20 protein-coding genes and 1 pseudogene are annotated in these 24,579 nt (G+C 35.8%); 18 read left to right on the top strand and 3 right to left on the bottom strand.

The window, feature by feature from the left end; all coding sequences use genetic code 11:
- The first annotated feature begins 156 nt into the window (after nucleotides 1–156).
- The 14 genes and pseudogenes from murB to PQ511_RS14370 all read left to right on the top strand — a co-directional run bounded on the left by murB (nucleotide 157) and on the right by PQ511_RS14370 (nucleotide 11,576).
- Nucleotides 157–1,080, top strand: a complete 924-nt coding sequence (gene murB, locus PQ511_RS14435; RefSeq protein WP_273852600.1) for a UDP-N-acetylmuramate dehydrogenase — start codon at nucleotides 157–159, stop codon at nucleotides 1,078–1,080.
- A gap of 158 nt (nucleotides 1,081–1,238) precedes the next feature.
- Nucleotides 1,239–1,832, top strand: coding sequence for a YdhK family protein (locus tag PQ511_RS14430; protein WP_273852599.1), 594 nt, complete (start codon nucleotides 1,239–1,241; stop codon nucleotides 1,830–1,832).
- Between the two features lie 58 nt (nucleotides 1,833–1,890).
- Nucleotides 1,891–2,871 (top strand): F510_1955 family glycosylhydrolase, encoded by a 981-nt coding sequence (locus PQ511_RS14425; RefSeq protein ID WP_273852598.1) that lies wholly within the window; start codon nucleotides 1,891–1,893, stop codon nucleotides 2,869–2,871.
- Nucleotides 2,872–3,026: 155 nt separating this feature from the next.
- Nucleotides 3,027–3,356, top strand: a complete 330-nt coding sequence (locus PQ511_RS14420; protein WP_273852597.1) for a four-helix bundle copper-binding protein — start codon at nucleotides 3,027–3,029, stop codon at nucleotides 3,354–3,356.
- Between the two features lie 139 nt (nucleotides 3,357–3,495).
- Nucleotides 3,496–4,875: a HAMP domain-containing sensor histidine kinase gene (locus PQ511_RS14415; RefSeq protein WP_273852596.1), complete on the top strand. Its 1,380-nt coding sequence runs from the start codon at nucleotides 3,496–3,498 to the stop codon at nucleotides 4,873–4,875.
- 5 nt (nucleotides 4,876–4,880) lie between these two features.
- A complete protein-coding gene (locus PQ511_RS14410) occupies nucleotides 4,881–5,564 on the top strand; it encodes a response regulator transcription factor (RefSeq protein WP_273852595.1) in 684 nt (227 codons plus the stop codon).
- A 187-nt stretch (nucleotides 5,565–5,751) separates the two neighbouring features.
- Nucleotides 5,752–5,955, top strand: a pseudogene (locus PQ511_RS14405) (heavy metal translocating P-type ATPase); the annotation flags it as partial.
- A 168-nt stretch (nucleotides 5,956–6,123) separates the two neighbouring features.
- Complete coding sequence (locus PQ511_RS14400) at nucleotides 6,124–6,339, top strand: SHOCT domain-containing protein (RefSeq protein WP_273852594.1); 216 nt, start codon at nucleotides 6,124–6,126, stop codon at nucleotides 6,337–6,339.
- Between the two features lie 75 nt (nucleotides 6,340–6,414).
- Nucleotides 6,415–7,941, top strand: a complete 1,527-nt coding sequence (locus PQ511_RS14395; RefSeq protein WP_273852592.1) for a multicopper oxidase family protein — start codon at nucleotides 6,415–6,417, stop codon at nucleotides 7,939–7,941.
- A 138-nt stretch (nucleotides 7,942–8,079) separates the two neighbouring features.
- Complete coding sequence (locus tag PQ511_RS14390; protein WP_273852591.1) at nucleotides 8,080–8,379, top strand: hypothetical protein; 300 nt, start codon at nucleotides 8,080–8,082, stop codon at nucleotides 8,377–8,379.
- A gap of 238 nt (nucleotides 8,380–8,617) precedes the next feature.
- A complete protein-coding gene (locus PQ511_RS14385; RefSeq protein WP_273852590.1) occupies nucleotides 8,618–9,274 on the top strand; it encodes a sigma factor-like helix-turn-helix DNA-binding protein in 657 nt (218 codons plus the stop codon).
- A 25-nt stretch (nucleotides 9,275–9,299) separates the two neighbouring features.
- Nucleotides 9,300–9,881, top strand: coding sequence for an ATP-dependent Clp endopeptidase proteolytic subunit ClpP (gene clpP / locus PQ511_RS14380; protein ID WP_273852589.1), 582 nt, complete (start codon nucleotides 9,300–9,302; stop codon nucleotides 9,879–9,881).
- 106 nt (nucleotides 9,882–9,987) lie between these two features.
- Nucleotides 9,988–10,374: a VOC family protein gene (locus PQ511_RS14375; protein ID WP_273852588.1), complete on the top strand. Its 387-nt coding sequence runs from the start codon at nucleotides 9,988–9,990 to the stop codon at nucleotides 10,372–10,374.
- A 62-nt stretch (nucleotides 10,375–10,436) separates the two neighbouring features.
- Complete coding sequence (locus PQ511_RS14370; protein ID WP_273852587.1) at nucleotides 10,437–11,576, top strand: amidohydrolase; 1,140 nt, start codon at nucleotides 10,437–10,439, stop codon at nucleotides 11,574–11,576.
- A gap of 56 nt (nucleotides 11,577–11,632) precedes the next feature.
- Here the strand turns inward: PQ511_RS14370 and PQ511_RS14365 are convergent, their stop codons facing one another.
- On the bottom strand, nucleotides 11,633–12,862 hold the full coding sequence (locus tag PQ511_RS14365; protein ID WP_273852586.1) for an MFS transporter: 1,230 nt from the start codon (nucleotides 12,860–12,862) through the stop codon (nucleotides 11,633–11,635).
- Complete coding sequence (locus tag PQ511_RS14360) at nucleotides 12,859–13,902, bottom strand: ArsR family transcriptional regulator (RefSeq protein WP_273852585.1); 1,044 nt, start codon at nucleotides 13,900–13,902, stop codon at nucleotides 12,859–12,861. The genes PQ511_RS14365 and PQ511_RS14360 overlap by 4 nt, the downstream gene beginning before the upstream one ends.
- A 491-nt stretch (nucleotides 13,903–14,393) precedes the next feature.
- On the opposite strand from PQ511_RS14360, the gene PQ511_RS14355 reads away from it, so the two are divergent.
- Together PQ511_RS14355 and PQ511_RS14350 are read left to right on the top strand one after the other, a co-directional pair.
- Nucleotides 14,394–16,409 carry an alpha/beta fold hydrolase gene (locus tag PQ511_RS14355; RefSeq protein ID WP_273852584.1) on the top strand — a complete coding sequence of 672 codons (2,016 nt, stop codon included), beginning with the start codon at nucleotides 14,394–14,396 and terminating at the stop codon, nucleotides 16,407–16,409.
- 1,169 nt (nucleotides 16,410–17,578) lie between these two features.
- A complete protein-coding gene (locus PQ511_RS14350; protein WP_273852583.1) occupies nucleotides 17,579–21,454 on the top strand; it encodes a tetratricopeptide repeat protein in 3,876 nt (1,291 codons plus the stop codon).
- A 63-nt stretch (nucleotides 21,455–21,517) separates the two neighbouring features.
- On the opposite strand, the gene PQ511_RS14345 is transcribed toward PQ511_RS14350, so the two are convergent.
- Nucleotides 21,518–22,555, bottom strand: a complete 1,038-nt coding sequence (locus tag PQ511_RS14345; protein ID WP_273852582.1) for a tyrosine-type recombinase/integrase — start codon at nucleotides 22,553–22,555, stop codon at nucleotides 21,518–21,520.
- A gap of 89 nt (nucleotides 22,556–22,644) precedes the next feature.
- Between PQ511_RS14345 and PQ511_RS14340 the strand changes: the two genes are divergently transcribed.
- Together PQ511_RS14340 and PQ511_RS14335 are read left to right on the top strand one after the other, a co-directional pair.
- Nucleotides 22,645–23,307, top strand: a complete 663-nt coding sequence (locus tag PQ511_RS14340; protein ID WP_273852581.1) for a TnsA endonuclease N-terminal domain-containing protein — start codon at nucleotides 22,645–22,647, stop codon at nucleotides 23,305–23,307.
- Complete coding sequence (locus PQ511_RS14335; protein WP_273852580.1) at nucleotides 23,300–24,469, top strand: TnsB C-terminal domain-containing protein; 1,170 nt, start codon at nucleotides 23,300–23,302, stop codon at nucleotides 24,467–24,469. The genes PQ511_RS14340 and PQ511_RS14335 overlap by 8 nt, the downstream gene beginning before the upstream one ends.
- Nucleotides 24,470–24,579: the final 110 nt, after the last annotated feature.

The following is a 24,579-nucleotide window of genomic DNA, read 5'->3' as shown; positions in this document are numbered from 1 at the left end:
CTATATCTTTAGCGTAAAATTCTTATGAAAATAGTAGCTTCTTTTGTCAAAAAGATCATATTCAAACGGCAGTTGTGTTATTATTTTAAATGTGTTTGAATATGTGACAGAATGAAATGACACCAAAAAGAACTTGTTTTATAAGCGAGGTAGCCTATGGATAATCAAAATGTAATAAATGAACTCCGCTCAATTTTGCCAGAAGCGGAATTAAAAATAAATGAGCCTTTAAATGCCCATACCTATACAAGGATGGGGGGATGTGCAGATGTTCTTGTTTTCCCTAACACGATTGAAGATGCAAGAGCAGCGGTAGAATATGCTTATCAACAAAACTATCCTTTAACAATACTCGGTAAAGGGTCGAATGTCATCATTCAAGATGGCGGTATTCGTGGCATTGTTTTGAACTTATCCTCTTTAAAGTCGATTGATCAAAAAGACAAAAAAGTGATTGCTCAAGCAGGCGCTCGCATTATTGATGCATCTGAATTTGCGCGTGATTGCAAATTAAGCGGTCTTGAGTTTGCTTGTGGCATACCAGGCTCTGTTGGAGGAGCAGTATATATGAACGCAGGGGCTTACGGTGGAGAGATAGCCGATTGTCTCGAAAGTGTTCTCGCTGTTACAAAAGAAGGAAAGTTAATCAAATTAACCGCTAATGAACTTGATTTATCTTATCGTCATAGTAACGTTGAAGAAAAAGGTTTACTTGTTTTAGAAGCAACTTTTTCTTTAAAAGATGGCGACTATCATGAAATCAAAGCGATCATGGATGATTTAACTGAAAAACGTGAAACGAAACAGCCGCTTGAATACCCTTCTTGTGGTAGTGTGTTCAAGCGTCCTCCTGGTCTGTTTGCAGGTAAATTGATTCAGGACTCTGAGCTTCAAGGGACACGAATCGGCGGGGCGGAAGTTTCTAAAAAGCATGCAGGATTTATTGTAAATATCGATAATGCCACAGCAACAGACTATTTGGATGTGATTCACCACGTTCAAAGAACGGTAAAAGAAAAGTTTGATGTTGAGCTTGAACGCGAAGTACGCGTCATTGGTGAACCGCCTGAGCAAGCATAAAGAGAAACCAGCCGCTGGAGCGGCTGGTTTTTTGTGATGTGTTAAAGATCGAAAACTTTTGATAATACTGTGAACAAACAATATCTGCACGATAAGTGCACAATTACAAGATAAAGTAGTCTTTAATGGTAAATGAAACCAATAACAGGAGGGTATATATGAAAACAAAAAAAGTTATTTTAGGATTAGGATTATCACTATCACTTATTCTTGCTGCATGCGGAAATAATAATGAGGGCATCAACCAGGAGTCTCAAAACAGTCAAAAGACATCTAACTCTTCAGCAAACTCCGAAAGCCACATGGAAGAGATGGAACACTCTGGTTCTCCAGAAGTACCTGAAGGATTAAAGAGAGCTGAAGACCCTACATACCCAGAAGGAAGTAAAGCAATGATTGAAACAGATCATATGGCTGGAATGAAAGGTGCAGAAGCAACGATTACAGGTGCTTTTGAGACTACTGCCTATGTGGTTTCCTATATGCCTACGAATGGAGGAGATCCGGTAGAGAATCATAAATGGGTCATCCACGAGGAACTTGATCAACCTGATAGCGGTCCTTTAGCACCAGGAACGGAAGTAACGCTAAAAGCTTCTCATATGAAAGGAATGGAAGGCGCAAAGGCAACAATTGATTCGGCCAACCAAACCACTGTTTATATGATCGATTATATGCCGACTACGGGAGGCGAGAAGGTAACAAATCATAAATGGGTAACAGAAGATGAATTATCTCCTATTGAGCAATGACGTTTCTTTGAAGCTTCGCAATAGCTATAAATAAGACAATACAAAAGGATGAAATGCTGTGAAGAAATATTGGATAATCATTTTTAGTACACTGATTCTTATCATTGCAGGCTGTCAGGAAGAAAACACAAAATCAGTAGAAAGCAATGATGCAGCAGTAAAGGAAACCGAAAAGAAAGAAAAAGAAACGGAATTGTTATCAGAATTCAGCTTTTATAAACAGACTTCACGGAAGCAAATTAATCATGTTCACGGAATCGGGTATCCAGGCAATCAAAATGAATTATTCGTGGCGACTCATGTTGGACCGCTTATCTATCTTGATGGAACCTGGTATGAAGCTAAAGGAAACAACAATGACTATATGGGCTTTCAGGCAGTGTCTGATGGTTTTTATAGTAGTGGACACCCTGGTGAAGGATCTGATTTACCAAATCCGCTTGGTTTAATTAAAAGTACGGACCGAGGAAAGACGTTAGAGCAGCTAGGTTTTCAAGGTGAATCTGATTTTCACTATTTAGCGGTTGGCTATGAAACACACAGCATTTATGCTGTCAATCAACAGAAAAACAGCAAAATGGAGATAGGGGTTTATTATAGTGAGGATGCAAGTGAATGGAATCAAGTGCAACTAAAGGGGACTCCGGATCAAATCAATGGGATATTTGCTCACCCTACGGATGAAAATGTTGTTGCCGTGACTTCTCCTACAGGCCTTTATCTCTCTAAAGACCAAGGCCAATCATTTTCACGCCTCACTGAAGAAATCGCTATTACATCAATGACCTTTCTAAAAGACCGTATTCTTTACGCTACACAAGGAGAAACAAACCAACTTGTTTCTCTTAAAAATGGAGAAGAATCTCTGATTTCAATGCCGGATGAAATAAAAGGAGAAATCGATTATTTAACCGTAAACCCACAAAGTGAAAATGAAATGTCTTTTCATACGACTGAAGGTAGTCTGTTTCTAACGAAGGATGCAGGAGAATCCTGGGACGTTTTAATCGAGCAAAATAAAATAAATGAGATGAAATGAGAGACTAAAACTTTAAGCAATTCCCTCTAAATGTCCAGAATTTGTGCAGAATGAATGAAATTTGTGATTTGATAACTTTATTTCGCATTCACGTTTATTATCAAGCAAATAGGAAACTATGACAGTGTATTACATTTCTAAGGAGGAATTTAATCATGTTACATGAAAAGTATGGCTCCATGATTCAAACACTTCACGAATGTATGACGGCTTGCAATCACTGTTATGATGCTTGCTTAAAAGAAGAAGATGTCAAAATGATGGCGGATTGTATTCGTATGGACAGAGAGTGCGCTGATATTTGTGGCTTTTTGGAACAAGCGCTTGTGAGGGGAACCCCATTTGTGTCTGAACTTGCACAAGCGTGTGCGACAATTTGTGAGACATGTGGAAACGAATGTAAAAAGCACGACCACAAACACTGTCAAGATTGTGCAGAGGCATGTTTTAAATGTGCAGAAGAGTGTAAGAAACTAGCAGCATAACCTCACAGTTGTGAAGAAGTCTGTTGAATCATTAGCAGGCTTCTTTTTTTGTCTTCAATTTTATATTAAAACAAAGCAGACAAGCTGCACACTTTCTCGATATAATGCTGATAGAATGGCTGTGAATAAGGAGAGAGACATGAGATTTAAGAGAAAAAGTAAATTAGCTACAAAATTAGGTCTGTTTTTTCTTATAAGCATCTTGTTACTTGAGGGAATACTATTTATCGTACTTTACTTCGGCTTTTTAAATGAGCGGATCATGGCTGAAACGGATGCTCTTCTCGCACGAGGAAACAGCCATAGAGATGTCCTAGAAAAACATTTCGATCGTGAAACAATGGAGCACGTTGCGCTAATGGAATCTGAAGCTGAAACTCAGGTCATTATTACAGATGAAAGGAATAGCATTCTCGTTCATTCGAATTCTTTGACCTCTATGATCAGAAAAAACCTTTCTTTATCATCCCCACTCCCGGTGTCAGGAAAGATCCTGGAAGGCGATTGGAGCAACGAACCTTATGTGATGACCGGTTCTCCCATTGTCGTTAATGATAAGCTTGTTGGAAATGTCTATATGACCCTCGATACAAAAAGTATTCGCGAAGTACGCGATCACTTAACAACTCAATTTTTGATCATTAGTGGACTCGCTCTCTTCCTAACCGTTATTACAATTATTTATTTATCAAAAATGATTACACGTCCATTGATTGAGATGAAAGTCGCAACGCAACAAATGAGCACGGGGGACCATAATGTCTCCTTAAAAGTCGATCGAAAGGATGAATTAGGAGAATTAGCGAAAGGCATTCAAAGCTTATCAGACGATTTACTCCGACTAAAAAATGATCGTAGTGATTTTCTAGCGAATATTGCTCATGAACTAAGAACACCTTTAACTTATCTGAATGGTTACGCAGATATCGCTCAGCGAGAAGAGTTATCTTCTACAGAGAGAAAGAATTACCTTTCCATTATTAAAGAAGAATCAGAGAACTTAACTTCTCTCGTTCAAGATTTGTTCGATATGGCTAAAATGGACCAACAAGGATTTGTCATTGATCGAGAGGAAGTCGAATTGTGTTCGTTGATTCATCAGGTTAGAGAGAAAGTAAGGCCTGCTTTTGAAGGGAAAGGGATACATCTTATTGTTTCTTGTCAAGAAAACATCTATCTCGATATTGATGCAATAAGGTTTTCTCAAGTAATGTTAAATCTTTTGGACAATGCTTTGCATTATAGTGAGCAAGGAAAAACTGTACTCATCCAAGCTCATTCTTCTCAAAACAAAGTGAGTATAAAAGTTATTGACGAGGGAGAAGGAATTCCTGAGAAGGATTTGCCTTTCATCTTTGAACGTCTCTACCGAGTTGATAAGTCACGCTCTAGAAGATACGGCGGTTCTGGACTTGGTCTTTCAATTGCTAAAGAAATTATCGAGAAGCATGGAGGTAGGATAAAGGCAGAAAGTCAAAAAGGAAAAGGAACAACGATCACCATTGTTTTTAGGAGTTGAATCACGTGAAAAATGTGCTAATTGTAGACGATGAAGAACGGATGGTAGAGTTAATCTCTCTTTATCTAAAACCACATGGATACACCATTTATCAAGCAAATACAGGTATAGACGCATTACATAGATTAACGGAATACAAAATAGATCTCGTTTTATTAGATATTATGATGCCTGATATGGACGGCTTCGCAACGTGTCGAGAAATCCGCAATCAATCAGAGATACCAATTATCATGTTAACAGCAAGAGAACACAATGAAGATATCGTTAAAGGGTTCAAGTTAGGCGCAGATGATTACATCACGAAACCCTTTGATGAACGTGTTCTCCTCGCTAGAATGGAAGCGTTGGCTCGTCGAGTAAAACAAGTGAACCAAAATCAAGTCTTCTTCAAGGGATTAACATGGGATGAAGAAAGACATCTTGTCTTATACAAAGGTGCGCCTATTTCCATGACTCCCATTGAATTTAAGTTGCTTGGCCAATTCTTAAAAAATCCCGAAAAAGTATTTAGCCGAGAGCATCTGATCCAGTTGATTTGGGGATATGAATCAAACACAGAAGGACGCACGATTGACTCACATATTCGAAATTTGCGTGATAAGTGTAGACATGTGGACTTTCAAATCAACAATTATTTGGTCACTATCTGGGGTGTAGGTTACAAGTGGAGAAACGAATCGCTATAAATGATGATTATTAACAACTATGACTGCCTAAATGGTGGTCATCTTTTTGTTTCTTTTACAATCTCGATCAAATCTGGATATTTATTGTGAACAATAAGTTAAGATGAATAACATCTACCATCTTATACGAAAACAAGGAGGTTAATATGGACCAGTCTACGCAAGAAAAACATCACCTTTCCGAACATCAGCTATTGAATTATCTAAAGCTACTTATAAGAAAATGATTCAAAATCTTTGTTGGGCAGCAGGCTACAATATACTGGCTATTCCACTTGCTGCAGGGATTTTATATTCAATCGGTATTGTTCTTAGTCCAGCAGTTGGTGCAGTATTGATGTCTTTAAGTACGGTCATCGTAGCGATAAATGCAAAGTTATTAGTAGCATAAATAATCGTTAAGTTGGAAGCAGTTTTCATCGCTTCTAACTAGTTATCCAATTACTTGGGAGCGACTATACCGGCACAGACAAATTAAATTAAAAGGAGAAAATCCGATTACCTAAATACCTATATGGGTATATGAATGCATGAATCATGTTAAAAGGAGGCGTTTTTTATGATGAGCGGAGGTATGAACGGCGGATTTTGGGGATTCGTATTTTTCGGAATCCTAATTGCGATAGCTATTATTGCAATCATCGTATGGATGATGAAACCAGAAAAGAAATCAAGTGATTTAAATTCACTCGACACATTAAAAGAACGGCTAGCTAGAGGAGAAATTTCTGAAGAAGAATATGACCGTTTAAAAAAGAAAATTGCAAAAAATTAGTGAACAATGAAAAGGCTGAAAGAGTTCTGCCTTTTCATTGTTCCAATATAACACTAGCTGTCGAGGTGAAAAATAATGAAGAAAAAAATAATTGGTATAACTATGATCGCCATTCTATTGATGATAGGAGGATGGCTTGTTTTTAAGTCGCCATTACTAACTGACAATTCACTTCCCGCTAGTGTAAATCAAGATGGAACTAGCATATTAGAAGTGAATGCTCAAGAAGTGGATGAACGCCCAGTAAAGACATTCAATTTAACTGCTGAAAAAAAAGAATGGAAAATTAGCAAGGAAAAGATAGTCGATGCTTGGACTTATAATGGAACAGTTCCAGGAGAAGAAATACGTGTAACAGAAGGGGATTACGTAAAGGTTCAATTAAAAAATGAATTAGATGTACCAGTGACTATTCACTGGCATGGTGTATTGTTACCAAATAAAATGGACGGTGTACCTGGACTTACACAGGATGCTGTTCAACCAGGAGAATCGTTCACTTATGAATTTATTGCAGAAGATGCGGGAACGTACTGGTATCACTCACATCAACATAGCTCATTACAGGTTGATAAAGGTCTTTATGGGGCTCTTGTTGTTGAAGAGAAGAAAAAGAAATACGATAAAGATGAATATTTTATGCTCGATGAATGGGCAATAAATCAAGATAAACAGAACTTATCTAATATTGGCGGGATGATGATGGGAAGCATGTCAGGTGACGGAGAAGCAGACACGAAACAAATGTATGATACGTTCACAGTCAATGGCAAAACTGGTTCTTCTATCGAACCTTTAGTCTTAAATGAAGGTGAAACAGCCAGGTTACGTTTTGTTAATGCAGGTTACCAAGTTCATCAATTGGTATTTCCTGAAGACTCTATAGAAGTAATTGAGACAGATGGTGAAGAAGTATTTGATAAAACAGAATCATCGAATGCAGTAGAAATTGCGCCCGGCGAACGGATTGATGTTGCTTTCACTAAACAAGATGGGGAACCAGCGGTCATTGGACAATCAAACAGTATTGACCATGCAGAAGATATGAAAATTCCAGTCGTTACAAAGAAAGATGACGTTTCTGCAGCAATGAATACACCTCTCAGTTCTAATACATCTGTTGTAGATGGGACAACTTTTGGCAGTGAAAATGTGATATTTAATAAAGTACCAGCTAATCCAGATGTAAGTTATAACATGGATTTAAGCATGGGGATGGATATGGGAGAAGGAATGGCATTTCAGATTAATGATGAAACATTTCCAAATACGCCAACCATTCAGGTTGAAAGTGGAGATATCGTAAAGGTTGAAATAACCAACTCAGGTAGAATGAATCACCCGATGCACTTACATGGACATCGGTTTCAAGTATCTACCAAAAACGGAAAGAAACTTGACTCTCCGCTAGTGAAAGACCTGATTCATGTAAAACCAGGTGAAACATATACCATTTATTTTAAAGCAAATAATCAAGGAGAATGGTTATTCCACTGTCACGATAATAATCATGCTGACCGGGGTATGGTAACCATTGTAGATTATAAAGGGGTCTACTCACCGTTTGAATTAGGGGGAAAAAGCAACAATTCGCCAAATTAAAAAGGTAAAAGGATCTTTAACGCACTCTTGGAAAAACGAACCAGTATATTAGGTGAAAGTTAACTTAAACTAAACAGTGTTGCTAATAACGATGTTAGAAACACATCTATTAACTTTTACCTAAGGAAGTGACATGAAGTGAATAATAAAAAGCGTAACAATCAGAAAGGAAAAGGCAAAACCGCAACTGTTATGGCATTAAGTGCACTAGGCGGAGCGGCTGCCTATGCCCTTACCAATCGTATGCAGAACGGCGGTTTTAGTGGAATGCAGCAGCATTCACAGCAAAACTCTTCACATCAGGCTCAATCACATGCTCAACAGCAACAACATCAACACCAAGATCCTGAATCCTTGAAGCAAATGGCATCCTCTCAAGGAATTGATAATGATGCGATCGCTGAATTTACCAATGCGATAAAAGATGATTTGCGATAAGTGAAGCACTCCCATGTGGGGGTGCTTTTCTTTAGCTTTTATCCTAATTGAAACATTGGGTCCTAAATGTACTTTTCAAGTACAAGCACTTCCATAAGAGATAATTCATGCTTGTATGAATGAAAACATTTATGATTAAGAAAACGCATTTCTCGCATATTTTAATAAATAGCGTTTCCCATATCTTTTTCCGACTCTGATCCGTTATAGGAGTGAGAGGACATAAGGAGTGATGTAGATGCATACGAAGGTCGATAAAGAATCTTTTAGCCAGAAACAATTGGAAGCCATGATGGCAAACCTTTATCGTTATTGTTACCACCTGACCCAAAACAAGTGGGATGGAGAAGAGATTGCTCAAGAGACGATTTATAAAGCAATCAAACACTACCCTCATGAAAAATGGAATAATGCTCTTCTTAAAAAAGTTGCCTATCATCAGTGGGTTGATACCATTCGGAAGCGTGACAGAGAAGCGCTATTTTCTGAAATTGACTTGCAAGATGAGGGAATGATTGAAAATGATTGTTGCTCCGAATGGCTAGAGAAACTTTTAAAACACCTAACCCCAAAACAGTACCTTACTTTTATATTGAAAGAAGCTTTTCAATACAACATATCCGAAATAGCCATTCTTCTTAATATGTCAGATACCGGGGTTAAAGCATTGTTAAGTAGAAGCCGCATTAACATAAGCAAACTGTCTTATTTAGGTATAGATCATGGCGGGTCTTTAGAAAGCGAGAAGAAGATTCTACATGTTATAGCAACCGCTCTCCACAAACAAGACCCAAGAGAGTTAATACCATTGATTCCAATAATCCTTGATTTACCTCCCAAACCCATTAAAACCAAGTATGTTTCACCTTCTTGCGTCCTCTCACTAGCTGCGTAATAGACACGATTAAGGAGGAAATGAAATGAACATCCCTTATGTTATTGAACAATCCGGTCAAGGTGAGCGATCATATGACATCTATTCAAGATTACTAAAAGATCGCATCATCATGGTCAGTGATGAAATAAATGACGCTATGGCAAACAGCATCGTGGCACAGCTACTATTTTTAGCAGCAGATGCACCTGACAAAGATATTTCACTCTATATTAATAGCCCGGGTGGATCCACTTCTGCAGGATTCGCCATCTACGATACGATGCAGTATATTACACCAGATGTGAAAACCATTTGTACCGGGATGGCTGCCTCTTTTGGAGCAATGTTGTTACTTGCAGGGACAAAAGGGAAACGATATGCCCTACCAAATAGCGAAATTATGATTCATCAGCCTTTAGGTGGAGCGCGCGGCCAAGCAACTGATTTAGAAATTTCCGCCAAGCGCATTCTTAAACTAAGAGAGCATATCAATCAAATTATCGCAGAAAAAACCAATCAATCACTAGCTAAAGTAGCAGTAGATACAGATCGGGATTACTTCATGACCGCTCAAGAGGCAAAAGAGTATGGGATTATCGATGAAATCATTCAAAAAGCAAAGTAAATGGTTTAAGGGACGGAAATCCGTTCCTTTTTTCATTTTATAAGAGGTCAGCAAATCGATTTGTCGAATAGATAGATTGAATATGAAAATGAAAAGGAGTGTTGAAATGATCAATCAAATCGGTCAAATTATGCTATACGTGGATAATCAGGATGAGGCATTAGCATTTTGGACAGAAAAAGTTGGGTTTCATCACATTGCAGAGGAAAACAATAGCGGGGGAATGAGATGGATTGAGATAGCCCCGAATCTCGAAGGAGCAACAAGCCTTGTTCTTCATGATAAAACGTTTATCGCGAAGATGGAGCCTGAATTAAATCTCGGAACCCCTTCCATCATGTTTTATACGAACGATTTAGACCATTTATACGAAAGTTTTAAGAGTCAAAAAATAACCGTTGGGGAAATTGTGTCGATGCCTTCTGGCCGCGTTTTTAACTTTGCAGATCCTGAGGAACATTATTTTGCGGTAATGGAAAGAAACAAAGACTAATTTAGTTTTTCAACCCACCATCGTCTTTCGATGGTGTTTTTGTACTCGAAGGGAGAAATACCATGGATCTTGTTGAGCCACATTCAAATAAAATCCTAAAAACCTACGAAGAACTACATCAACTTGCTGAAGTTAGCTGGCACGAAGAAAAAACCTCCTGCTATTTAACAGAAAAATTATCACAAGCAGGGTATCAGATTCAGACGTTTGAGCAGCACTACGGTTTTGTGGCAGAATTCAATCGAAAAAGCTCTCATGTTATTGCGCTACGAGCAGACATGGATGCCTTGCTTCAAGAAGTAGATGGTCATATGCGACCGAACCACTCTTGTGGACACGACGCACATAGTACGATGGTTCTTTATGCAGCGCTTGCTCTTATTCACCAGCCAATGAAACACACAATTCGATTCATTTTTCAACCAGCAGAAGAAACGGCTGAAGGGGCGCTAAAAATGATCGAGGAGCAGACGATGAAGGATGTTGTCTTTCTTGGAGGTATTCACTTACGTCCAGCGATGGAAATGCCATTTGGAAAAGCATCCCCTGTTATTACGCATGGATCGACCACTAGTCTTAAGGGGTGGATCGAAGGGCGACCTTCTCATGCAGCTCGTCCGGAAAAGGGAAATAATCCACTAGAAGCTGCTGCGATACTGATCCAAGCGATTCAACAAATCCGCTTAGATGTTACTGATTCTTATACTGTGAAAATGACAGAACTTCAAGGTGGGGAAACTGCTAACTCGATTCCATCTAAAGCACGGTTTACTCTTGACTTAAGAGCAAAGTCCAATGAGACAATGACACAGCTTGTTGAGCAAACAAACCATGTACTAAAAAATGTTGGAGCGTTAACAAATACGAAGATTACTTCCGATGTAGCAGGATTCACCCCTGCAGCTGTTAAGCATCCGCTTGCAATAAACCTTGCAAAGAAAGCGATCCGTTCATCCTTAGGAGCAGAGAATGTCGTCACAGAATGTGCAACACCTGGCGCGGAGGATTTTCACTTTTATTCAAAAAAATATCCTACGATTGCCTCAACGATGATTGGTCTTGGCTGTGATTTAACCCCTGGATTACATCATCCAAAGATGCAATTTAATAAAGAAGCTTTGATCCATGGAACTAAAATTTTGACAAAATTACTTTTAGAGGTGGATCAACTGAATTGGCATGAAGGGTATAAAACAAATTAAAGAGAAGGGCAAAAAGTCACTTATCCTAAATAGAGGAAGTGACTTTTAATAACGGGTTATTTATTGAAATCATTGGTAGACTGATGATCCTTAAAAGTAACCTCTGAAGTCGTTATGGATATTACTAAGAACAGTGCTCCGAGTAAGACAATCATCAGCCCTAACACGCCATACATATCACTTGGTTCTAAAGTCAAAATTGAAGCAAACAGTATTCCTAATGGCATCGTCAGTCTCAAGAAGAGAAGTCTTACAGCGCTTAACTGACTTAAACGTTCACGAGGTGCTTCACGCTGAAAAACAGCTGAACTCTGTGCATTAAAAAATGGAAAGAGGATTCCCCCAAATAGTTCACAACTCCAGGCGAACGGGATGGAATCTACAAAAAACAACAAACTAAAGGAAATTCCTCCGCCAATTAAACCGATATACATCATGACATTCGATTTCGGTAATTTGGTTAATAGAATCATCCCTAGCACATAACCAAGTGGAAAAGCTCCTGCAAAAATGGCATACTCCCAATCGTCACCATGCAGTTCTTCCCGTATAAATGGTACACTAAGCACCATCGTTGCACCAACCGCAAATTGCACCGTTGAGGTTAGAAAAGTAAGTTTCATCAATTGGGGGTACCGAAAGAAAGCATGGTACCCCGTTTTTAGTTCACTCCACCAAAATCGTTTTGACCATATAGGAGTGTTCTTTGAGATTGAGAGCTTAGGAAGATTCCTAAGTGATAAATAACTCATGAGAAACAGTATGGAAGAAACACCATAAATAACAGGTATAGATGCAAAGAGTAATAAGAGGGACGTGACACCTGGTGCAAGAAAGCTCATTAGACGTAAAGTCCCATCTAACAGTCCATTCGCATCTATAAGATCCTTATCTTCACATAGATCGGGTAAAAGAGCGAACGATAAACTCGCATAAATGGGTTGGATGAGACCTAAAAGACATTGCAAAGCAATTAAAGAGGCAATAACCGCCCACTCAATATGTATGAGATAACCAGAGAGCGGGAGTAAATACGCACTAGACCGGAAGAGCTGTGAGCGACGTAAGAGCACTTCTTTTCTAACAAAATTTAAGAAAGGTGCACTAATCCCCTGTAGTAGAAGAGAAGGTATAAAATAAACAAGCCAGAGAGCACCCATCCATTCTCGTGATCCTGTAACCTCATATAATACCAACCCATTAAGAATCCCTCCTGCAGCTCCTCCAAATGAGGAGATCATTTCGCCTATCCAAAGCGCTTGAAAAGCACGTGAATACTTTTTCATTTCTCAATCTCTAAATAGCTCGATAATTTTTCTGAAAAACGGTTAAGGTGGGCCATGTGTACAGAATAGACACCTTTCTCCACTCGGATAAACTTTGCTGATTTTAACAATGAAAGATGATGATGCAAGGTCGTCTTGGAAATTTGAAAATTAACACTCATCTCCTGTAACGACATCGAACGCTGTAATAACTGATAAAGTAGTTTTAGTCGTAATTCTTCTCCTAACGCTTTATGACCTCGAACTAATTCAGAAGAAGGAACCCCTAACTCAAGGAAATAGGCTTCACTAATCGGATAGAAAAAGAGCTTAGTATCCGCAGTTCGCTGCTCTAAAACCCAAGGCCGATAAGAAACATGAGGGATGAGCTTTACGTGCCAAATGGATGGTTCTGGAGTGTATTTCACGCCACCTGTTATGCGTTCAATCTCTTGAGCGGGAGATGTATGATCCATTGATTTCTGTTGATTTTGTTCATAGGTAAGGGCAGTACACCATTTATCCCATTCGGGTTCTCCACGAATAAAGGCATCCCATTCTTGTAGCGTATCAATCAAATAGTGACATAACGTTTTATACTCATATCGTCCAAGAGACTGAACATAGCTTTCCAAAAATTCATGATTTCTAAAATAATTTGCATATCCTGCAAATATTTCGCTATTTTCATAATTTAATGCTGTTTCCTTACGAATTGGCTCTGTATGACGATTTAAATAGGGTAGTAGCACATCGTAAAAAGTAGCTTTAGAAATTTCACTTAGCCCTTTCGAAAAATCTGAAATGGTTTGAGCGGATAATTTGTTTTGTAGCATAATCAGTCCATACCACGTATTGTTTTCTTCCATCCATTTTAAGTTTTTTATAAGTGAGGAAGGCATACGACTCTCTTGATCAATCCAGTCCCCATTCAGTTCAAACGTATGTCGAAGTTTTGCGTGCGTAAAACCCGAAATGCCAAGGATTACTTCCCAAACAGGGGAAGATTCAACTTTAAGAGAAACCGTTTCAACAGGCTGTGTGGAATATAAACGCTCCATTATGAATACCTCCTACCAATTATTCTTACTATCATTCTAAAATAACAGAATTATTAATTCAATATTTTTTGAATAAATGCACTAAATAGGGATAAGGAAGGTCATTTGAAGTGAAAAATGCTCTTTTTACGGGGTTGGGAACATTTGTTCCTAAGAGTTGAGAAAGAACTGTAAATATAAATTGCACATTTTTGACAGCGCTTTCAATAAAAGGTATACTCCTATATAAAGTTAATAGTTGTCATGAGATGAAGAAGAGACGTTACATTCTTTGAATGTTTATTCAAAGTAACCATAATGTGTCTTCTTTTTTTACTCTTAAAGCATATTGTAAGTAATAATATGCGACATTCTAACCAGTATGGAGGTGATACAGAGTTAACTTAGATAAGCGGATGTGTCATTTTTACTGTTAGTGGGTTCGAGTCTTTATAGAGATTATTCGTTACTTAACATTATTCTTATAAAATACTTAGCAACAGGGGGATATGATGAAAAACAAAAAAACGTTCATTTGGTTCGTGGTTGCTTTGTCGTTCATTTTGATTGGTAGTTATGCAGCTTCTCTATTTAACAATTCTAGTGGAGAGGTAGAGGTTTCACGTATATACTTTGATACTCCGAGGGGAGAGCTTTCAGGTCTATTGTACAAACCTGATGGTGCTGATCAAACCCCAAGACCAACGCTCGTCACAACACACGGCTATCTTAACTCTGCGGAAATGCAAGATGCTCAATCAATTGAAATGTCGAAGAGAGGATATGTCGTTTTAGCTTTAGATCAATACGATCATGGACACTCAACAAACACAATGGAAAAGCCGGTCCCGTTTTTCTCATTTTGGCCAAATGCGATTTATGATGCAGTGCAGTATATGTATGATCAGAAATTTGTTTTAAAAGATGAAAATGGTAACGGGATCATTGCAGCTTCTGGCCACTCAATGGGTGGATTTTCTACAACAAATGCGGTCATTTTAGATGAGAAAGATTTTGAGACAACAGGCATTAGAAAAATTTATACCGATCTTACGATGGGTTCTGATTATCAATGGATACAGGCACTTGAAATGAGTAGTGAAGACATTAACAATGCCTATGGTCCAAGAACATCAGGTAAAATCGCTGCGCAATATGATGAGTTCTTCTTTGATGCGGCAGCTACTGCGGCTGGTAAATCTGTCGTAAAGAAGAATTATGTAGGCACAGAAGAAGGTGAAGGCTTCTTAGGGAATCCAGACAATCCTCAAGCCGGTAAATTTTATGAAGTGAATGATGGAAAACGAATCATTTACCAACCAAATGAAACCCACCCATGGAATCATTTTTCAAAACAATCTACAGAAAACGCAGTAGACTTTTATGATGAAGCTTTTGCTGATTATAGTAACATAGTCACGATTGGGAAAGATGGTCAGACATGGATGTACAAAGAGTGGTTTTCGTTTGTAGCCTTAATTGGTTTCTTTATGCTCTTTGGTCCTGTCATTTCACTATTATCAACATTACCTTTCTTTAACAGCATTTATTCGAAAGTACCATCTCCGCTACCAGAACCAAAAACAACTGGTGCAAAACTAACAAGTTTCGTAATTGTAATAATTGCCGGTTTGTTCCCAGCACTCTTTTTCCCTGCATTATATAGTGGGAACGTTGATGCAATGAGACTTTTAAGACAATTTAGTATGGTTGTAATCGCCATTTCGGCTATCGTGATCATTTACTCATTTGTTAAAAACTCAGAGCGTAGTGTTAAATCAATTTCGATCATAATGCTTGGATTAGGTGTTATTCAATATATCTATTTAAGAAAACAAAGCGATTTTCTTACCACAACAGAGTACTTTGCTGCACCAACAGTAAACCCAATCGCTTACTGGGCCATTAATGTAGCAATCGTGACCTTGATGATCGTGGTGTGTACCCACTTCGTTTCGAAAAAGCCAGAAGGGGCAACGATCGAAAACTATGGTCTTAAAGTAAGTGTAAAAACGATTATTGCTTCACTTCTAACAGCAGTCATAGCCATTTCGATAGGCTATGGGGTACTTTATTTTGTTGATGCGGTGTTCAAAACCGATTTCCGTCTCTGGACATTCGCTGTTAAAACATTTGAAAGTCAGCATGTTATCGCAACGTTAAAATATGCACCACTTTTCTTCATCTATTACTTTATCGTCGGTCTCTCTGTCAATATGAATACGGCTAGCGCTAAATACGAGGGACTCAAAGGATATGTGATTGCCGCACTACATTTTGTAGGTGGCCTCATTCTTTACCTGGTTTACCATTATGGATTGTTGTTTATCACAGGCACAGCTGGTTATCCTTCAGAATCACTATCTTCCATCATTATGATTGCTCTTGTACCAGCACTGTTGATCGCTTCAATTTTCAATCGATACTTCTATCGAAAAACAGGTAATGTCTATGTAGGAGCCTTCCTAAATACGTTGTTAATTACTTTAATTACAATAGCAAATACAACGCTTTATTCCATCTTATAATTAATCGTTATAAGAATAGATAAAACCAACCAAAGGATCTAAAGCCCTTTGGTTGGTTTTGTTTATGTATGTGTACAGCATAGAATTTTGGAAAACTCATCGGATAAAGCGAACACAATAATGGTTCATTAAGAGTAGAAAAAAGGATAGAAACGGTGAGATAGAAGAGAGGTAGCGGTTTTTTCAGGATGTTTCTTTAATCCAAGGTGAACTAAATTCTAAAACAAAATTTCATTCTTAAACGAGCTTTTTACACCTAATAAAACATTTATTGGATAAAAGTGCTCAAAATCGCCCTTAAGAACATATGTTCTCATAATGAAATTGAGCTCATTCTATTTACTATAAGGAGACTTGAAGAAATCAAAATTATCATCGGTTCAAATCAACTATTGTATCGAAATACACACACTGGAGTGTAGAGTTTGATTTTCCACAGCAAAGTTATGAAAAATGATCTGAAACGTTGTTTCATATTACTTCAGATAAAAGTTACAATATTACGTTCCCGAACATACCAAAGCAATACATTTATCATTTTATAAGAGGTTATCTTGACGGTGATGGCCATATAAACTACAAAGGCTACACAGAGTATTGCAGGTGGATCCATAGCATTTATGGAATCATTGCCAGCAATTGCTACTTAAGTACGGATTTAATCCTTATATGGCCAGGTAAACATATAAGAGTATTTATAACCGGTAGAAAATCAATTAAACAATTCGCTGATTGGATTTATACTGACAAATCACTGTACTTAAAACGTAAATTTGCAGCGTTTGATCAGGAAAAGTTATCGGTTGATGAGTTACAAGATCGCAAAAGAAACCGCAGCTAAATATAATAACAATGAATAAGAAACAAATAGAGGAGTTGTATAACGACATAATAGTCCCCTCCACAAAACTTGTTTGTTACCTAGTCCCATTTTAAAAGAGGGTGTAATTTCGTCGTCAGTAATCCGACAAAATTACACCCTCTTAATATATTTAGCACACAATTTCACCCTCTTAGTAATTACCATGAAAAATTTAAAGCCACTAATTTACAAAAACTGTTATGTAAAATCAGAGATTATATTATTATGTAGTTATATCAATTATATTTCTCCCAAAAGTACTGCTAATTTTGTTCAGTTTTTATGGGGAAAAAGGAGAAAAAACTATATGTCCTTTAAAGAGTTAATTAATGAAGAAAAGTTTATTAGTATAATAGAATCTACTATTAATGTTAAACCTATTGTAGGTCAATTATTAATCGATCTGTACGACAATGACTTTCTAGTAGATATCATTAATTACAAAGGTAAAGACTGCGAAATATCCAGTATATTAGATAATATTAAAGAAGAATCTAAACAAGACACAGATATTAATAAAAAAACAAATATCTTCATTCCAAAAAGTGTTGATTTGACTTACGTAACAACAGTAATTGAAAACGTTAAACCCAGTCAATCTAAAGTATTAATTGTCAACGGTTTTGAAGTACTCTTAAAAGATGATGGTGAGGCTAAGCATCAAAGAAAATATGAAGATATAATTATTAGTGCAAAGTTAAATAAGGACTTACGGTGGGATGACCTCATTCAAAATGCTGGAAAATTGTTTGAAGCTGCTAGCAATAAATATGAAAAGGTAATTATCATAATAAGCACTATTGATGAAGAATCCTTCGATAATATTCAAGTAGAATTTTCAAAGATTGATTTAGATATACAGTTAGCTTTCTTCAAAATGCCAGGTGATAATGAGGAGAGTATTACATATCAAAAAGAAGTGATTGAACAGTTACAAACCAAATCTATGTCTGAAATCACTAAGATGATAGAGGATGGATTAATGGAGGGAGTATTATCACGTTTCTCAGCAAACTATTTAACAGCACATGCTTATTTACAAAAAGGATTTCTATCAGGTGCAATAAAATTATTCTTGGAGATATATGATGAGTTGGATTATTCAAATAAGTTGTTATTATCAGATATGCTTATTAGAAATGAAGAATATAAAAAAGCAGAGGAAATCCTTAGGGAGTTACATAGTATAAACCCTTATCATAAGAGGTTATATTCGAATTTTATTAAGATTAATAATGAAAAAAAATCGATTTTAAATATCGACTGTTTAATTGAAGAGGGGATGGAACTTTTCCCAAACTATGATTATTTGATTCAAGAAGCAGCCAACTACTTTAATACCCAAGAAAAGTATGAAAAAGTAGCATTAGCCTGGAGGAAACTGAGTACATTACACAACAGCGTATATTATGAACTGCTAGCAAGAATTGCTGATTTATTGAATAACCTTCCCCAAAATAAAAAAGTAGCAGAGGATTATATCGAGGCACTGATATTAGAACATCCCGAAATACGAGATGAAGCAAAATATAGATTAGGTTTATTATTAAATGATTATTATATGAGTTGGTATAGAGCCTATAGCTGTTTCAGCGAATCTAAATTGCCGATCTATTCTAAAGAATCGCTTAATATGATCTATAGAATATTGAATATTATGGAGGATTACCAAAAAGTTAGTGCTGCACTTGGTAAAAGAAAACCATTTAAAAAAGCTGAGGATGCTGAGAGAATAGCTAGACAAAGAACATTCGAACTGTTAAGAGCTATATTAGCTCTTACAGAAGATAAATTAGGATATCAACGGTGGCGTACATACATCAACAACACTCAAAACAAAGATACTTGGTTAATTTATTTACTTAAAGAGCTTACCATAAAGTCTGATTACTGGTTAGAACACCAATGTACTATAGAAGGCTCTAAATTGTATAATGAATTTCATTCAGATTCAGAAGGGAAAACTCTTTTTTCAAATAAAACTGACATTACTTCCTATATACGTAAAATTAGAACTAATACTCATTTTACCGAAGATACATTAGACCAAGTTATTCAAGATTACTTAAAATATACTGAAACAAATTTCAATGGCTTATTAAGGTATTGGGCAAGGTATGAAGCATCACTTAGCTATTCATATTTCGGAATGTCACAAAACGCAAATAATCATGCCTTATCTTTACTGGAGTTATCAATGGTTGAAGAAGACATGGAATTAAAAAATTATGCTAAAGCAATGGGTTTAATAGCTTGGGGGAATGCTCAATACAGGATCGGAAATAACGCTGAAGGAATTGCTTGCACCCTAGTTGGAATAGACTTAGCAATAACAATTAATGAATTGGTATTAATTTCTGATGCAACTCAAGTCATCTTTAAAATTGTTAACGAAAATAGAGAATTATTACATGAATTAGATGTGAAAAAAATAGGTGAATTCACAAACCAAATATCAATTCAAGTTAATCCAGAAGACATAAAAGTTAAAATACAAACTCTTGTTTTGCAAAAAGATTGGAAATCTCTCTATACCATGTTAAAAACGGTTATGTATGATGACTTTAGTAATAGTGATAAGTTGGTTGATTTTGTGAATTTTATAAATGCTTGTGTAGGACTCGGAAAAAATGAAGAAGCTTTTAACACTATAATTAGTAATATTGATAATATATTACCACTACTTAATTATAGAAAAGATATGAAGTCAGAAATTTTGTTCGTATGGTCAAAGATTATTTTCAACTATTCAATAGACAAGGAACTGTGGAATCAACATAAACATCTTGTTGAATCTTTATTGGAAGCATCTATAGGCAACTTAGAAGAGAGAAGAAATGACTTATATCATAAAACGGACCGTGCGTCTTTGACAACTAAGATTCAAAACATAGTTCGCTTTCTTTTAGATGTTAAAGCCACACGAATACAAGATGTAAGTTCAGGGGAAATATTTTTATTGTTAGACTATTTAGTTCCACGGACTCTTATTGAAAGTCGGACTGAATATGGGGAAATTACTCCTGAATTAAGCAAAGTTGAAACCGAATATAAAAAATTATATGAAGAGTTAATAAGGATTCAACCAGAAAATAAAGATAAATATGCAGAATTGAGTTTGAAATTTTTAAAGTTACAAGGATATCTTAAGGAACACCATCCCCATTATCGTCCTTTAACCACTTATAAAAAAACTGATATACAAACGGTCCAAAATAGTATCCAAGAGGAAACTGTATTTTATCAATATGTTCAAACTGTATATGGAGTATTAACTGTTATAGTAGATATTAATAAAGTCACTATTAATTGGGAGAATGTAATTTTAACTGATGTAAACAATCTTGAAGACGAGTTAGGATCATTGCTGACTAAAGAACCATTAATAGAGAAAGATATAATTAGAATAAATGAAATTAATGAAGAATTGTCGAAAGTTTACTACGGTTCACTTATTAGTTACTTGGACAAATATCCAACTAAAAAGGTAATAGTTTGTCCAGATTTCAACAATACTTTCTTTACACCTACATTAGTTCGTTGGTCTAACACATGGTTAATTGAGGAAGTAGGAAGTATATTTAATGTAGTAAATATTAATGAAATAATAAATTCAGAGAGGCAAGTAGTAGAATCCAGTGATTTTAAGATAGTGTTTGGTAAACCTGATAATAACTTTGACGCATTAACTACTGTGAAAAAAAGCATGGAAGAGGATTTTCCTAATAACATTTGTTCGTTTGAAGACCTCAAACTAATGGAAGATCCTGTGAAGGTTATTATCTTTTTTGCTCATGGAATACCCGACCCGTTAGTAAAAGGGAATGGAGCTATTACTATTCAAGGTGAGGGTAAAGAATCATTGTGGGGTGATGAACTTAAAGATTTGACTAAGAAAGCAGAGTATATTATTTTAATCACATGTAGAAGTGGAACCCCTAGTGGGCAAATAGAAGGCGATAGTATATTTAGCTCCATGTTATCTACTGATGCAAAATTCATACTTTGTAAGTGGGATGTTGTCACAAAGAGTGCTAAGGTAATAATAGAGGACCTAATAAAAAACAATTTCCAAGAGATACCTCAAATATTAAATCAATCTAGGACTGAATTAATTCAATCAGAATTTAAACACCCTGGAAATTGGGCAGCATTTGAACACTGGGGTAGACCTAATATTTAATTAATAAAATCATGCCTAGGAAAGTTCTATGAACAGTCTATGGCGTGATTTTTTAAATTCCTCTCATGAAAGTTCATCACGCAACTTATCAATATATTTCACAGTAGATTGAACTGTTTTATGGCCGAGATTTTTTTGTATCGCAAACAGATTAGAACCATGGGAATAAGCCAAATTAGCAAAAAAATATCTTAAATCCATAACAGTCACACGTCGAGGAAAAAATACATCAGTATTATTTAGCTTTCTAACTAAGTATGCTGTTAAGAATTTCCTCTCAAATCCTGTTCCATTATGAGTAGTAAACAAGGGGGAAGAGTCTTTTCCATCAAGAACCGTTTTCAGCCTTCTTCTTAATCGGTACTCAATGATCTTCTCATACACCTTATTTGGAATAAGTATCTCTCTAGGTATTTTGGTGTTTCTTACCCGTATGTAATAATTACCATCTCTTTCAATAAGGTCATTAACTTTAAGCGAGATTATTTCACTGTTGTTTAAACCAGTTGTTGCAATGAATATAATTAATCCTCTCGCTATCGGATTACCCTTGTAATATTTTAATATTTTTAAAAGTTTCTTTTCATTTAATATAATATCTCGTTTTTTACTCTCTACACTTGGGGAATATATAATATGATGTAATTCTTCATTCATATAACCAATGTAATGTAAAAACTTTAAAAACCCTCTTATAATATTTGTTTTTTTAACAATTGTATTAATAGATAACCTCTTAATGCCCGTCTTAGTATCCTCACTATTTAGATACCCTATATAACTAGTTATTTTTGTTTCAGATATGCTTAATAAAACCTTTATATTCGGTGATGGAGAATGAATATTAAAAAAATTGTCAATTATATATTTATTGAACATCAAAAGCTCACTTGAATATTCTACTTTCGATTTCTTTGATAAAGGTCTCATTTTACTCAGGCTGATTTCTCTATTAATATAACACCAAATTATTTCTAAATCAGTTAATTTCCTATAGTCAAACTGATTCCTCTCTAATTTGTGCAATATTCTAGTCTTATTTTCTGTTTCCAGAATAAACTTAGCAGCAAATTTATAATTCCAATTATTATCCTTAGCCATTAATATCCTCCTTATTATTTGTACAATTTTAGATTAGTAATACCCAAAATAGTTTTAGTTCTTACTAAAAATTAATGGAGGGTAGTAAAATGTATAAACCTATTCCAATGAAAAGAAGTATGAAATACGGTAGCAATTATTGGACAGGAATAAGTTATAAAATTAATAGGGAAGTTCATTTTTATAGTTACTTAGAATATGAGAATTGGATATTAACTGAAATCAACCCTGAAATTAAGATCTTTTGTGAACAACCATTGAAAATAGAGTATTTGAGCAATCGTAAGCGTTATCAATCTATATTTGATATTTGGTGTAAAAAAAACAATGGAGAAGAGTTTTTTGGAGAAATAAAATATTTCAAAGATCTTCATAGTTCTAGTAGAAACTATGAGAGAACTATTAGACAGATAAGAACACAACAATCTTGGTGCTTAACAAATTCCAAAGAACATCGTCTTATTACTGATACAGAAATAAGATCCAACAGAGTATTATTAGAAAACAAACGCCAAATTATTCCTTACACAAGGTCATTTGAGAAGGTGAATAAGACACTAAATAAAGAGATTTTAAAAACACTCGCAGTTAATGAAAAGCTTAATATTCAGGATTTTATAACTAGCTATACAACTACTTCTGTTTATGAAATTTGGCTAACTGTTTTTTTTCTATATTACCATGGTTATATTTCGCTAAATATAGACAAAGTTCCTCTAAATAAATTTTCGGAGGTGTGGGTTAATGACTAGACAAAGAACCCTAGAAGATCCCAAATATAGTTCTTATCTAGATTTGTCAGTGTGGCCCAAGGTCAATACTACCAGTTTCTCTAGTAAAAAAAGAAAAACCTTTTATATGAGAAAACAAGCCGTGGAGTTGTATATTGATGGAAGAACTACTGGAAAAGATATATACAAGATAACAGGCATTCAACCTAAAGAAGTACGTTATTTTGTAAAAAGGTGCTTAGAAGAAAACATATTAACAGGTACAATTTATGGTTATTCTGCATTAATTCCTAATAAGAGAATAAAGGATTATTCTAGGTCCTCCTTACCAACCGACTCTGACAATAATAAAGGCATGTCAGGCGCCTTCAAACTACTATTAGAAACTTATCCATCAATTAAAAACACCATTGATAATGCTTACTTAAAACAGAATAAGAATCAAATTCACGAACCAGTTATTAAAATAAAAAATATATTTAAGTTGTTTATTAGAGAATGTCGATCAATCGGTATCAAATTGAATCAATATCCTTTTATTACTAAAGACATGGGGAAACGTTCAGTAGAAAGGTACTGTGAAAAATTACATTTACAAAACCTTATAGCAGCCTCTAAACGAGATGGTGAAAAATACTCTCGGTATATGGCGAGCACTGGTAAAGGATCCAAAAACACTATTATCACTAGACCTTACCAACGTGTTCAATTTGATGCTCATGTAGTTGATTTAATTATGTCTATCACTGCAAACACTGTAGAAGGATACGAAGTAACTAAAACTATCAACAGGATTAACTTATTAACGATTATCGATGAAGCTACAAGAGTAATATTAGGTTATCACTTAAGCTACAATCAAAATTATTCCTCTACAGACGTATTACAGTGTATTAAAAATGCTATATCTCCCCGAATGTCCGAGCCTACGTTTACTATCCACGGGCTAAAGTATTCTTCGATTGGGGGATTTCCATCAACAAAGTTTCCTGAATGCCGTTGGGCAGTATGGGATGAATTACTATTTGATAATGCAAAAGCGAATTTATCCCAAATAGTTAAAGAAAAACTGCAAGAATTCGTTGGTTCATTTACAAATGCTGGACCAGTTAGTATGCCAGAACGAAGGGGCCTTATAGAACGATTTTTTGGTTTGTTAGAAGAAATGTTTATTGCAAAATAGAAGTGCAGACCTTTGCAACAGAAAAATGCAGAGTCCTGCACTTATTTTAATAAGGGCATAAAAAAAAAGACTTGCCAGTCACCCCAAGTCCCTCTAACGTAATTGGTGTC

The organism is Guptibacillus spartinae (genome assembly GCF_028610625.1).
Taxonomy (GTDB): Bacteria; Bacillota; Bacilli; order Bacillales; family Guptibacillaceae; genus Guptibacillus; species Guptibacillus spartinae.
Note: the sequence above shows the minus strand (reverse complement) of the source record. Positions and strands in the feature narration are given on the sequence as shown.

Bases quoted from the DNA above. Each gene is read 5' to 3' on its own strand.
- murB (WP_273852600.1), top strand. From the start codon at position 157: ATGGATAATCAAAATGTAATAAATGAACTCCGCTCAATTTTGCCAGAA.
- PQ511_RS14430 (WP_273852599.1), top strand. From the start codon at position 1,239: ATGAAAACAAAAAAAGTTATTTTAGGATTAGGATTATCACTATCACTT.
- PQ511_RS14420 (WP_273852597.1), top strand. From the start codon at position 3,027: ATGTTACATGAAAAGTATGGCTCCATGATTCAAACACTTCACGAATGT.
- PQ511_RS14415 (WP_273852596.1), top strand. From the start codon at position 3,496: ATGAGATTTAAGAGAAAAAGTAAATTAGCTACAAAATTAGGTCTGTTT.
- PQ511_RS14400 (WP_273852594.1), top strand. From the start codon at position 6,124: ATGATGAGCGGAGGTATGAACGGCGGATTTTGGGGATTCGTATTTTTC.
- PQ511_RS14395 (WP_273852592.1), top strand. From the start codon at position 6,415: ATGAAGAAAAAAATAATTGGTATAACTATGATCGCCATTCTATTGATG.
- PQ511_RS14385 (WP_273852590.1), top strand. From the start codon at position 8,618: ATGCATACGAAGGTCGATAAAGAATCTTTTAGCCAGAAACAATTGGAA.
- clpP (WP_273852589.1), top strand. From the start codon at position 9,300: ATGAACATCCCTTATGTTATTGAACAATCCGGTCAAGGTGAGCGATCA.
- PQ511_RS14375 (WP_273852588.1), top strand. From the start codon at position 9,988: ATGATCAATCAAATCGGTCAAATTATGCTATACGTGGATAATCAGGAT.
- PQ511_RS14370 (WP_273852587.1), top strand. From the start codon at position 10,437: ATGGATCTTGTTGAGCCACATTCAAATAAAATCCTAAAAACCTACGAA.
- PQ511_RS14365 (WP_273852586.1), bottom strand. From the start codon at position 12,862: ATGAAAAAGTATTCACGTGCTTTTCAAGCGCTTTGGATAGGCGAAATG.
- PQ511_RS14360 (WP_273852585.1), bottom strand. From the start codon at position 13,902: ATGGAGCGTTTATATTCCACACAGCCTGTTGAAACGGTTTCTCTTAAA.
- PQ511_RS14355 (WP_273852584.1), top strand. From the start codon at position 14,394: ATGAAAAACAAAAAAACGTTCATTTGGTTCGTGGTTGCTTTGTCGTTC.
- PQ511_RS14350 (WP_273852583.1), top strand. From the start codon at position 17,579: ATGTCCTTTAAAGAGTTAATTAATGAAGAAAAGTTTATTAGTATAATA.
- PQ511_RS14345 (WP_273852582.1), bottom strand. From the start codon at position 22,555: ATGGCTAAGGATAATAATTGGAATTATAAATTTGCTGCTAAGTTTATT.
- PQ511_RS14340 (WP_273852581.1), top strand. From the start codon at position 22,645: ATGTATAAACCTATTCCAATGAAAAGAAGTATGAAATACGGTAGCAAT.
- PQ511_RS14335 (WP_273852580.1), top strand. From the start codon at position 23,300: ATGACTAGACAAAGAACCCTAGAAGATCCCAAATATAGTTCTTATCTA.